We start from the raw sequence: 11,145 nt of genomic DNA, 5'->3' as shown, positions 1-11,145 counted from the left end.
ATGGACCCACCCTGAATCTACGGGGCCCAGGCTCCGCACATCAGATGCTCGGTAATTTAATTGCCGAGTAGTTCACTAGAACAAGACTTTGGCACTATCACATCCGGCTTACCTTTAATCTTTAATCTCTAGGTATTACATTCATGGCAATATTGGAGATTACCGCTCCTCATACATGCCTTAATCAGTGCTGCATTCACAAATGGCGTATATACATTCGCTACATTTGCAAATGCACAAGACTCAATATATTTCAATGTTGATGGAATATGGATGTCATACATTCCAGATGGCTCAACTAAAGCCTGCATTCCGTCCGCAACACCTGTCGTATTGAACGCCTGTCTTCCAACGCGAGATAATCCTTCCGGTAAATATATCTCTGTTAGCATCGTATCGCAGAAAGCGCCTGAACCTATATTCTTAACGAACTCACCGAACGGAAATTTCTTCAGCTGGTTACAATATGCGAATGCATAGTCACCAATTTTTTTTATATTCTTGCAGCCTTCAACATACTCTAATGTATAGCTGCGTGGGAATGCAAATCCATCAATTCGTTTAACAGAATCAGGAATAATCACTTTGGAAAAATTGCAGTTTCCGCATGAGCCCTCAGTGATTGTGGCTGTTCCGTCAGGAATCTCAAGAACACCGTCTATCCCACGCGGGCAGAAATAAAGCCTGCGTTTGTTTTTGGAATACAACAGCCCATTAATAGCGCAAAATCTTTCATCTTCCGTGATGATTTCAATCTCCTTTAGTTCATCAAGAACAGAATTTCTTAAGCAGCGCTTAATTTCATCAATTGTCAGGCTGCATTTTGAGTTTTTAACAACCAGTTTATGGATTCCCCCTCCGCTATGGCTGGAATCCAAAGATGACATTGTCACAATGCTGCCAAGATATTTTTTTAAGTCCATGAATGCATCAACCGTCAGTACATCACCATTTCTAATCGCATTACACTGCATATTATTTTTTCCTTTCTTTTTTAAAATTTCTTTTTAAATTTCGTAGTTAATATGCGGGATTTCTTCGGAAGAGAAAAAGCAGCCTCAGGCTGCTTTTTGTTTTTACAGACAAAAGTTTGATTCTTGAGGTTTAATCGCACCTAACAGGTATCCCTTAAGTACAGTTAGGTCATCTCTTTCCTTTTTGTTTGCTTCCAGTTCTGCAAACATTTTCTTTAATGCAATATTGGTGAAGACTCCGGCATGTATATACTTTGCAAACTCTTCTACTTCACCAGAATATATGCCAGCAATTTCCGATGCATGCCGTGTAAGAAATGCTTTGGTCTGTCCGTCTGTATACAACCTGCAGTGCTCTAATGCAGCAGCCAAAGTAGTATTTCCCTGACCATATTTATACAGATGAGGAATTTTTCTTCCATCCGTATTTAAGAATTCGTTGATTTCCTGTGCCGCCAGTTCCGGGGATTCTATATTTTTTGGAAGTATAAGTTCTGGCTTGTCTTTGACTTTTAATCTCCAAAACCTTGCCACGTGATACCTTTGCATGTTTCCACTTTGCACACACGCCATAAGCAATTTACGATTGACGTTTTCAGCATATACTACTGACGCATTTGCAAAAGCGCAGCATCCAATCTTTTTTAGAGATTTTGGAATATGTACTTCATACATGCCTTCAGGTTCTACCCCCACCATATAGCTATCTTCGGTAATATGAACCGTATGGAATGCTCCGCCTCCGACTGACTTTAAGCCTTCAGGCAAATCAACATTCTTCAATCCGGTGTTTGTAAACGCCGCATTTCCGATAAGTTTAATGTTCTTTCCAAGACTAAGTTCTGTCAGTTTCACGCAATTGAAGAAAGCGTACTGGCCAAAACTTACAATCCCTTTTCCTCCAATTACTTTTTCTAACACATGATTGTCACCACAGGCAAACTCCTGAATACGTTTCACAGAATCAGGGATGATAAGTTCTGAAATATTGGTAGCACTAAATGCATTTTTGCATATAACCTCTGTCCCTTCTTGTACTCTCACGGACCCTTCTCGTTCACGAGGACAAAAGTAAAGTGATTTGCCGTTTCTAGAATATAATATGCCGTTAATTGTACAAAACCTGCCATCAGGGTTCTGAATCTCAAGCCACTCTAATCTGTGCAGTGCTGTTAACACGTCGCAGACATGCCTAATTGATGATTTACAGTCAGCATATTTAACGGTCAGCTTTCGTATGCTATCGTGTATATCTGCATTCATATTGAGCAAATCGTCAAACGTGTTAACCGTAAGTTCCATTGTTTTGTTGTCCATTATTTTTAGCTCCTTTCTTTGTAGATACTTTTTGTATTTACAAAGACAATATGCTGTATTTTTGTAAGAAAAAAAAGAACAGCCAAAGGCTGTCCTATAATTTGAACGTGCTGGATTTTTTGTCTATCTCGTCAAGTATATATGACCGTAATACTGTCACATCATTATATTTCTCTTCGTCAAGCTTCTTCAGTATTTTTCTCAGCGCCGTATCAGTAAAGACTCCGTCTTTGATAAAGCCAATTATTACCTGATTCCAGTCTGATTCATTCAATAATGCATCAGATAAGAACAGAGTTGCGTTTCTGGTAATATACGCCTTTGTCTTTGTGTCTGGATACATCTTCCGCTGTTCTATCGCCGCAGACCGGGCGATTGCATCTTCACTATAAGAATACATTGCTGGGGGTGTTCTATTGTCATTTGATTCAGCCAAACGACATATAGCTTTTGCCGCTGACGATATTTCGGTTAACATCTTCGGCATGATGATTACTGGCAGCCCTTCAATCTCAAGCTTCCAGATATTACAGCAATGACAGATACAGAGATTGCCGCCTCTTAATCCAATCTTGGCAATACCTGACCAGTACATATTTTCCATAACATTTTTTGGCATATAAATGTATGAGGCATTTGGGAAAGCGGCAGCGCCTATATTCTGCACTGTTGGCGGTATGTGTATTTCATACATATCTGACTGGCCAGCACAGGATGCAAAGCCTTTTGAGGTGCCAACTGTGTCGAACGCGCTGGGGCCGATTGTCCTTAATCCTTCAGGTAGTTTGATTTCATTCAGAGAGGTGTTACAGAATGCGTCGCCTCCGATGTCTTTTAGCTTTGTAGGGAAAACGAAACGGTTCAAAGCCCTGCAGTCAAAAAAGGCATAACCTCTGATTTCTTCCACATTTTTTCCACCTTCTATTTCTTTCAGATTCCAAGACTGAGAAAACGAATATTTATCAATGATTTTTATGGAATCAGAAAGAATAACTTTATCAAATTTGCAGTTTCGGCATGCTTCCATAGATATCGTCTTTGTACCGTCTGGAATAATAAGCGTTCCTTCTTTACCTTTCGGGCAAAGATAAAGATTCTCTCCACTGCCTGAATATAACAGGCCATCTATAGTGCAGAACCTGCTGTCAGGAGAGATAATCTCAAAATTCTCAACTGTCTGTAATGCAGCATTGCGAAGTAGTTCCTTCACATAGTTAACAGTCCAATCAGTTTGTGAGTCTTTGATTATAAGTTCCTTGATTGGTTTGTCAACAGTAATCTGAAAGTGTTTATAGCGTACTATGAAAAAACGTTTCAGGTCTTTGAATGTGTTTACGGTCAGCGTTCTGCCGTCTTTAGATATTTCAACACTTTTGTTCATTTTTTTGCTCCCTTCTTTTTGTGTTGCTTGTGTTGCAAATTTAATATGCCGGAAGCAGAAAGAAAAAGAAACAGGGCTGACGCCCTGCTTCTTAGATACGAAATGTATCTTGTGGATAGTTGCTTATGGAGTTAAGGATATATGTTTTCAGTACAGTCAGATTTTGAGTGTCTTCAACTTTCTCAACTTCTTTAAGCAGGCGTTTCAATGCAGTATCCGTAAATACCTTATCATTGATAAGGCCGACCATAAGTTCTTCTCCGTTTTTAACTAACGGATTACAGATGATGTTCTGGAATATTATTGAAATATTTCTTGTAATAAACCGTTTAAGATTCGTATTCGGGTATTTTCTGCATTGCTCTAATGCGGCAGTCAAGCCAGTTGCGCTCTGACTGTATCTGTATATTTCCGGAGGCATAGTATCTTCTGAAAGCATGAATTTATTGATTTCATCTGATACCGCATCAAGCTTTGAGCGGTCTATGCCTTTCGGCATGATGATATCAGGCTTGCCATCAATTTTAAGCCTCCACATATTGCACGGATAGCAATGCTGAAGATTACCGCTTCTGAGGCATGCATTTATCAGCTTTCGGTTTACAAATGAGGTATGAACATTAGCCGCATTTGAAAACGCTCCTGGTTCAACATACTCTATTGATGCTGGAATGTTAATGTTATACATGTCATCAGGACCAACATCAGCGTTTTTGCCATTATGCAGGGCCGCAGTGTTAAAAGCATTTCTTCCTACGCGCCAAATGCTGTCTGGAAGGTCTATTTCTGGCAATGTGGTGTTCATGAAAGCGCTGTCTCCAACTTCCTCTATTGCGTTTCCAAGTTCAAAATGTTTTAGCCTTTGACAATTTAGAAATGCGCAATTGTAGATTTTTCTTATTCCTTTTCCGCCTTCCACTCTTTCCAGATTTGTATTGCGATAGCATGCAAACGCACCGATTGATTCAACTGCATCCGGCAACACCAGCACTGAAAAGCTGCAGGCTAAGCATGCTATATCAGAAATGTTTTTTGTTTCATCTGGAATTACGAGCACACCTTTTCTTCCTCGTGGGCAGAACAGCAGATGTTCTTTGTCTCCTGAATATAGCAGGCCGTCAACGGTACAGAAATATTTATCAGGCTTGCTTATACTGATTGTTTCTAATCTCCTCAGAGGCTGTTTGTCTAGTAACTGCTTTATTTCGTGAGACTTCATATTGCATTTTGCTTCATTAACAACCAATTTTGTCACAGAATCAGGAAAGTCTCTTTGCGAAGATTCCAATGCGTGAATATATTTTTTCAACGCAGTAAACGTTTCTACTGTCAAAGTATCTTCAATCACTTCAGCCCAGTTTTCGTCAGTTATGTTCAAAATCATATCATCTCTTCCTTTCTTTATTGTTTTTTCATATACAATATGCCATTTTTTGACAAAAGAAAAAGCCTCCAAAAAAAGAGGCTTAAAAAACAGTCTTATGCGAACGTCGCGCACTGGAAAAATCCGATATGAGACTCCCAATCGAAATCATCCGGCACGTATGCCGCAAGTTTTTCCTTGAACTCCTTGACGATTTCTTCAGTGGATTTATATCCTTCATCTCCAAGCAAATCCTGTGGGCGCGTGGACTTATCTGTGTAGATAATGTAAGAACCATCTTTCACATCCACAAACTTACCACAGGCTGGTTCTTTGAACGGATAGAGCACTCCGCCAGAGTATTCTTCTTCGCAGTATTCTACGCAATTGAATAACTCTTTCTTATGCTCGGCAGCATTCCTTTCGTTTACACATGACTCCAGGGAATGGAAATCTTCAAGCAGACTCTGTCTGTATGCAGAACGCAGGAAGTAAAAAGAGTCGCTTCCATATTCTGAAATCGTACAATCGATAAAGTCAACATCTCTATCGGTTGCACCATCCTTCCTGTATGTTTCCAAAAGATACCTCGTGAAAAAATCCTTTACTTCTTCTTTTGAGAAAACTAATACCGTTCCGCTTGTTGCACTCCAATATCCTGACATCTTATCGTCTCCTTTCTTACTCTTCGCCATTATTCGGTGTTATTGTAATTTCTCCTTCAGCATCAAGTACTTCCGAATCACAGATATACTCTGCATTTTTCGGGAAAGGCATATTCTTCCAGTTCTTTTCCAGGTAAGCGACAGCCTCCTCACGGGTTGTAATATCGTCCGGAATATCAGCTGTTACCCGGCCGCAAACCTGGTAAATCACGTTGTAAGTTACTTTCGACATATTTTTGTCTCCTTTCTTGTTGTCTCGTTTTTTTTATACGCTCTTAATATGCTGAAATTTTTACACCGCAAAAAACAAATCAATTGTCATTTGCCGACAAAAATGATATAATTACAGTATACAAATCCACCAACTGAACACCGCCCGGTCCTGCCAATCGTTAAGAGAGATATTCCACCGGGTTTTCGGCATTACCAAAAAGTACCGGCCAACCATGCATCCGAAATGTGCGGCGGCTCTGGCAGACAAAGACGGGAAAAAATTGCTAATGTTTAAAGGAAGAACGGAGGTTACCACGCACAAGTGGGAGGATTTACGAAAAAAAAGAGGCCGCAGAAATGCGGTCTCTAATTTTTTTAAGTCAATTACTTAACATCATTCACATCAAACACAATCCCCCTGCAATATACCTCACCGGCATCCATCACATAAAAGGTCTCATGTGGGATTTTTGTCTCATAAGCCCATGGAATCACAACGCCATTTTCATCCTCAGCCTCACACCATAAGGCATTAATAACGTTTTGGGTCTTATCTTCTTCTACTCCGTTTTTGGAAAAATAGACTTTTCCGCCATCGAAACAGTCGCCTTCGCTATAGATAGCGCCATCAAATTCCATCAGGTCATCGGAAGCCCCCGTCACAATCACAAATCCGTTTTCTTTCGCGATTCCAATATCCTCTTTTGAGAAAATCGGATATCCATTGTACTCTGTTCCGTTCAGTCTTTCAGCAAATTCTTTTAAAGTCATATTTTTGACCTCCTGTTTTTGTTTTTTGTACATTTCCAATATGCAGAAATTTTTTAAATTCTTTTGTTATCTTTAGGTGCTTTTACATCTATTTTTTCGAATTTTTTTTTAGAGCTGACCACAGCATCACGACCGGCGGAAGAATTTCTTTTTCATCGTCGGTCAGGCTTTTGGGCAGGTTCTCCAAGAAGGAATCGCACTCCTCAAAAATCGCCTGTAGTCTGTCGTTAAGCGAGTCTACTCTCGCTTCTGTCCGTCGTTCTCCATAAACGAAAATTTTCTCGTCGTCGTTAAGTTCAAGGTCTTTAGCGTCAGGCTGGACAAGGCATCCAAACTTCCATACTTGAATTTCTCCCGGCTTGATAGTCTGCTCCATTTCGTTTTTGGCGATAATGGTGCATTCCTTATCGGATGCGTTTTTGATGTAAAGATAATCTGAGTTATAGATTGCGAAATAATCTTTACTAAAATCAATATTATCTGAAATGCTCTTCGGTGCCATGTCTATGTTATGCATGCTTGCACATCCGAAGCGCATGTCTGCATATCCAAAGCATTCCCCATCAAATTTAAGTATTGCTGCCGCTAAATCGTCATAAGTTTCAACGGATTCCAGCATGTGATAAACGAATTTTCCGTTGCATGACGGGTACATATCACCGTTAAACTGTATTGACATCCAATTTGCTGTATTCGTTATTAATACAAAATTTCCCCGTGTCATAATTTTTACCTCCCGTTTTTTTGTTTTGTTACATTTAATATGCTGAATTTTTATCGGGGAGGAAATTTTTTGCGAAAAAAATCCGGAGAGCAAAATCCTCTCCGGTCTGTAAATGTATCAGTTTTAGTTCTTACTTCTTGTTTTCCGCTGTGTTATCTTTCGTTATCGTCATCTTTCCGTTTTTGTCAAACTTAACTTCTGCAAATCCTAACATGTCAACATAAAAATATCTGTCACCATTCGGAAGATGCATCACAATGATATCAGAAATGTCCATTGAACGGCCTTTTCTGTCCAAAATTACACCATTATGCTCTATATAAAGCCTTTCGCACACTCTCTTTGCCTCAAACGTATCGCTGAATTCAAAAATTCCACGATAAACTTTGCCGTAATCAGAAAGCTTCGGCGAATGTCTTTTCATCGCTGATTCAAACGTGCAAAACACATAATCAGCCTCAGTCTGCAGTAAATCATAAAAGCAGAAATGTTCTTTCTCATCTTCCGGCTTAACAATCTTCCAAACCCTGCTGACCCCATTCCATACATGCATAAACAAAACATCAGGTTTTGAAAACATTTTCGTGTATTTCTCAACATCCTCATCAGAAATATCACAGAACTCATCTCCGGACCATCCACAGATAAAGAAATCACCGCGGATTACATCATGACTGTTACCAATTTTCAGAATTCGATTCGGCGTCAGGTTAGCCAGTTTTCCGACATCATTACAAACCAGCATTGCAGTTTCTGATAATGTGATGGTCTCAATATGTCCAAGCACATATCTCTGCATATCCTTCAGATTGTTTTCAATTTCCTTAACAACAGGCTCTTCGTATTTATCAATTGCTAAAATTCTCATAATTTTGTCCTTTCCCGCCATCCGGCGTAAAAACTTTTTTTGTTTTTTGTTTGCAGCCTTAGAACCAGGTGAAACCATCACCGGAATCAATGCCGTCTTTAACGATAGCTTTAAAATCAGCAAATTTCGCGCAGTCTTTTCTGCCGGCATAGCCGTATAAAATATCGTCGTCGTAGTCTTTGATGACTTTGTAGATAGACCGGCAGTGTGGAACATCCATAATGCCGTCACAATCGCTCTCATACAAAAAATCAAGGATGTTAGACATTTTGCCTTTGTATTTTTTGTCCAGTTCTGCGATTTTTGCGTTATATGATTTGTAAAACGCTTTTCTTTTATCATCATCATACAGCCGCATTCCGTCCATGGATTTTTTGTAGTGCTCAAAGATATCAGGCGCTGCCAGTTCTGCGACTTTAGTGCGGAGGCATATGAAGCCTCCACCTCCAAGGTTAATAGAATGATTTTTGCTCTCAATGGTTACCATCACGCAATCTCCTTTCTTTCCGCTGTCAGCAAATTCTCGTCCAATTCTTTCAGTTCAGCCAGCATCTCATCATGGCTTTTTACTTCCTGCTCGGTAGTAACATGTCTGCCAAAGCAATCTTTCCCACGGCATAACTGGCAAGAACAATGGATTTTATTTTTACTGTACTGGTGCAGATTGTCATACATCGGCAGACCATCAAATGACCTCGCAAGGTCAATTTTTGCTTTTCTTTTTGCTTTTTTGTAGTCGATTTTTCTTCGGTCTCCTTTTCTGCTTTCTTTTGGAGTGCTGAAAAGAGATTCAGTCTCAGCGTCGGTAAGGTCGTCTGAGTAGATGTCTAAAACTTTATTATTCATTTTTTTTCCTCCTGTCTTTGTTGGTTTTTGTCGTTTTTAATATGCTGAATTTCTTATTGGAAGAAAAAAAGCAAAAAAAAGAGCATGACTGAATGTCATGCTCTTTTACCGTGAACTTAATGGTCTTCGTATTCAATTTCATCATTGTCTATAGACATATCAAAATAATCATTATTTTGTATTTTTTCGGCAGGCGTACCGTGCTGAACAAAATCGCTCCATCCTTCATCTTTTGATGGATTGCTATCTACCAGTCTATTATTCATAGCTGACAACAGGTTCGGAGAGATACTGCTGATTGAATCATTCGGATTTATCCAGGTCACATGAAGTGAAGTATCTTTTACGCCATATTCATTCGCAATCCCCAAATATTTTTCTCTTATTGGCTTGTCAAGATTGGTTGCTTCATACACGACAGAAGCACCACTTTTTAAAGCTGTTTTAACTCTTGCATCAACTATTGCAAAAACGAGGCTTTCACTATAATTATCTGGATAATTGTCTTTGAGCTCCTGGCGAATTTTATTCGGAGAAATCAATACTGCACTACTCTTGTAATCTGCATTTATTACAATGTCATTTGTGATTTTAGAAGGGTCAAAAATAAGGCCGATATTCTTTATCGCTTTTGAGACCGGATACAAGTTCACATCATCCATTTTTTTATTTTGCAAATCAGCATAAAGAGATTTGGCTAATTGAGATTTTCCTGAACCCGGAATTCCGCAAAGCATAATAAACTTTGGAGATTCCATTTTGACTTCTGGCTCTTTTACGATTGTGTCGTATTTGCTATTTTTTTCAGCTTGTTTTTCTTTATATAACGAAATAATCTTTCCCCTTTGGAATTCTGATAACATCTTGGCTTTAGTGTCGTAATTTTTACTGATTATATCAGCCTTTTCTTCTGGAATTCCTGCGTTCGCATACAGTTCTTTAACCTCGTCTGCGGAAGGTATGCTGTTTAAATCTACGACATTTTTATTTTTTACTTTTCCAAGTAATTTTTCTTCTCTTTTGTAAAAACTCGTAATTGGAATGTCTAAAATTCCAGCTCGAGTATATGGTGTTTTTCTTCCATCAGAATAGAACATACTGTTTCCGGAGTCGAATATTGGAGCCGGTCCAATTAGATTCATAGTATTTGGGTCTCGTAAGACGCCAAAATTTAATAAATGTTCGTCTGTATTTGTTATCAAAAAATCGGTCATTGTCTGATAGTCCATAAATTCTTGAATTTGCTCGTAATCAATGCCGTTCTCAACACAGATATTAATGTACTCGTCATATAACGCCTGACTGTTTTGAATTTTCCTACTTTCTACTATTTCATATGCCGACAACAATTCTATATTTTCCGAAGTAAATGCCGGGCACTTGCATTGTACACCTCTATCTTCAGTTATCTCAGCAGTGTACTTAACAAAATCAACATCTGAAGGTTGTCTGTCATGAATTATTGCAGCAAAAACTTCATTAATTGATTGCTGTCCGTAATATTTATAGCTTTCTTTGACCAATATTGGAGTTTTATGCATTAAATCCCAATATTTTTCCATCTGGCCGCCAAGAGACGCATTTGGGTCATATGACGTTGCGTTATGATATGGGATTTTTCCATGGCTATATGCAGCTAAATTCGCAAATTTAACGTTATCAAATGATAAATCAATGCCGCTTGGTTTAATCCAGTATGTATCAGTCATACTTAATCCAAGATTTTTTGCCAGATAAACCTCTGTATTTAAGCAATTTGCGTTATTTATCACCTGTTGCATCGTTGCCCTTGACGCAGGAACAGCTCTCATCTCCCACCATTTTTGAATTTTCTTTATGTCACAGTTGCCCAGGTATGGAGACAGACCGTTTCTATCATCATGATATTCGGTGATTCTTCCTATGTTTTCGTCAAACAGTATTGTTCCACATTTATCATTTTTGTGCATTAAGGTGTACTTTATCATTATTATTCACCTCCAATATATTTTAGTAATATGTAAATAGTATACCAAAAATTTAG

General features: G+C 38.8%; 12 protein-coding genes. All 12 read right to left on the bottom strand.

Annotation, left to right across the window (positions count from 1 at the left end):
• Window positions 1–128: 128 nt before the first annotated feature.
• The 12 genes from AB5026_RS14830 to AB5026_RS14775 all read right to left on the bottom strand — a co-directional run bounded on the left by AB5026_RS14830 (window position 129) and on the right by AB5026_RS14775 (window position 11,089).
• Window positions 129–974, bottom strand: coding sequence for a leucine-rich repeat domain-containing protein (locus AB5026_RS14830; RefSeq protein ID WP_368213692.1), 846 nt, complete (start codon window positions 972–974; stop codon window positions 129–131).
• A 102-nt stretch (window positions 975–1,076) separates the two neighbouring features.
• Window positions 1,077–2,291 carry a leucine-rich repeat domain-containing protein gene (locus tag AB5026_RS14825; RefSeq protein WP_368213691.1) on the bottom strand — a complete coding sequence of 405 codons (1,215 nt, stop codon included), beginning with the start codon at window positions 2,289–2,291 and terminating at the stop codon, window positions 1,077–1,079.
• A 94-nt stretch (window positions 2,292–2,385) separates the two neighbouring features.
• Window positions 2,386–3,672 (bottom strand): leucine-rich repeat domain-containing protein, encoded by a 1,287-nt coding sequence (locus AB5026_RS14820; RefSeq protein ID WP_368213689.1) that lies wholly within the window; start codon window positions 3,670–3,672, stop codon window positions 2,386–2,388.
• A 91-nt stretch (window positions 3,673–3,763) separates the two neighbouring features.
• Entirely contained in the window at window positions 3,764–5,056 is a 1,293-nt protein-coding gene (locus AB5026_RS14815; RefSeq protein WP_368213687.1) for a leucine-rich repeat domain-containing protein, read from the bottom strand.
• 95 nt (window positions 5,057–5,151) lie between these two features.
• Window positions 5,152–5,700 (bottom strand): hypothetical protein, encoded by a 549-nt coding sequence (locus tag AB5026_RS14810; RefSeq protein WP_368213686.1) that lies wholly within the window; start codon window positions 5,698–5,700, stop codon window positions 5,152–5,154.
• A gap of 16 nt (window positions 5,701–5,716) precedes the next feature.
• Entirely contained in the window at window positions 5,717–5,932 is a 216-nt protein-coding gene (locus AB5026_RS14805) for a hypothetical protein (protein ID WP_368213684.1), read from the bottom strand.
• Window positions 5,933–6,297: 365 nt separating this feature from the next.
• Window positions 6,298–6,684 carry a hypothetical protein gene (locus AB5026_RS14800; protein ID WP_368213682.1) on the bottom strand — a complete coding sequence of 129 codons (387 nt, stop codon included), beginning with the start codon at window positions 6,682–6,684 and terminating at the stop codon, window positions 6,298–6,300.
• An 88-nt stretch (window positions 6,685–6,772) separates the two neighbouring features.
• Entirely contained in the window at window positions 6,773–7,408 is a 636-nt protein-coding gene (locus AB5026_RS14795) for a hypothetical protein (protein ID WP_368213681.1), read from the bottom strand.
• 130 nt (window positions 7,409–7,538) lie between these two features.
• Window positions 7,539–8,276, bottom strand: coding sequence for a DUF3846 domain-containing protein (locus AB5026_RS14790; RefSeq protein WP_368213680.1), 738 nt, complete (start codon window positions 8,274–8,276; stop codon window positions 7,539–7,541).
• Window positions 8,277–8,334: 58 nt separating this feature from the next.
• The gene (locus AB5026_RS14785; RefSeq protein ID WP_368213678.1) at window positions 8,335–8,763 is read right to left on the bottom strand and encodes a hypothetical protein; all 429 of its coding nucleotides are present in this window, start codon (window positions 8,761–8,763) and stop codon (window positions 8,335–8,337) included.
• Entirely contained in the window at window positions 8,763–9,122 is a 360-nt protein-coding gene (locus tag AB5026_RS14780; protein WP_368213676.1) for a hypothetical protein, read from the bottom strand. Before AB5026_RS14780 ends, AB5026_RS14785 begins: the two co-directional genes overlap by 1 nt.
• Window positions 9,123–9,238: 116 nt before the next feature.
• Window positions 9,239–11,089, bottom strand: coding sequence for a hypothetical protein (locus AB5026_RS14775; RefSeq protein WP_368213675.1), 1,851 nt, complete (start codon window positions 11,087–11,089; stop codon window positions 9,239–9,241).
• Between the last annotated feature and the right edge of the window lie 56 nt (window positions 11,090–11,145).

This window comes from Blautia sp. RTP21359st1_E11_RTP21359_211015 (genome assembly GCF_040910705.1).
Taxonomy (GTDB): Bacteria; Bacillota; Clostridia; order Lachnospirales; family Lachnospiraceae; genus Blautia_A; species Blautia_A fusiformis.
Note: the sequence above shows the minus strand (reverse complement) of the source record. Positions and strands in the feature narration are given on the sequence as shown.

Bases quoted from the DNA above. Each gene is read 5' to 3' on its own strand.
- AB5026_RS14810 (WP_368213686.1), bottom strand. From the start codon at position 5,700: ATGTCAGGATATTGGAGTGCAACAAGCGGAACGGTATTAGTTTTCTCA.
- AB5026_RS14800 (WP_368213682.1), bottom strand. From the start codon at position 6,684: ATGACTTTAAAAGAATTTGCTGAAAGACTGAACGGAACAGAGTACAAT.
- AB5026_RS14820 (WP_368213689.1), bottom strand. From the start codon at position 3,672: ATGAACAAAAGTGTTGAAATATCTAAAGACGGCAGAACGCTGACCGTA.
- AB5026_RS14795 (WP_368213681.1), bottom strand. From the start codon at position 7,408: ATGACACGGGGAAATTTTGTATTAATAACGAATACAGCAAATTGGATG.
- AB5026_RS14805 (WP_368213684.1), bottom strand. From the start codon at position 5,932: ATGTCGAAAGTAACTTACAACGTGATTTACCAGGTTTGCGGCCGGGTA.
- AB5026_RS14825 (WP_368213691.1), bottom strand. From the start codon at position 2,291: ATGGACAACAAAACAATGGAACTTACGGTTAACACGTTTGACGATTTG.
- AB5026_RS14830 (WP_368213692.1), bottom strand. From the start codon at position 974: ATGCAGTGTAATGCGATTAGAAATGGTGATGTACTGACGGTTGATGCA.
- AB5026_RS14815 (WP_368213687.1), bottom strand. From the start codon at position 5,056: ATGATTTTGAACATAACTGACGAAAACTGGGCTGAAGTGATTGAAGAT.
- AB5026_RS14785 (WP_368213678.1), bottom strand. From the start codon at position 8,763: ATGGTAACCATTGAGAGCAAAAATCATTCTATTAACCTTGGAGGTGGA.
- AB5026_RS14780 (WP_368213676.1), bottom strand. From the start codon at position 9,122: ATGAATAATAAAGTTTTAGACATCTACTCAGACGACCTTACCGACGCT.
- AB5026_RS14775 (WP_368213675.1), bottom strand. From the start codon at position 11,089: ATGATAAAGTACACCTTAATGCACAAAAATGATAAATGTGGAACAATA.
- AB5026_RS14790 (WP_368213680.1), bottom strand. From the start codon at position 8,276: ATGAGAATTTTAGCAATTGATAAATACGAAGAGCCTGTTGTTAAGGAA.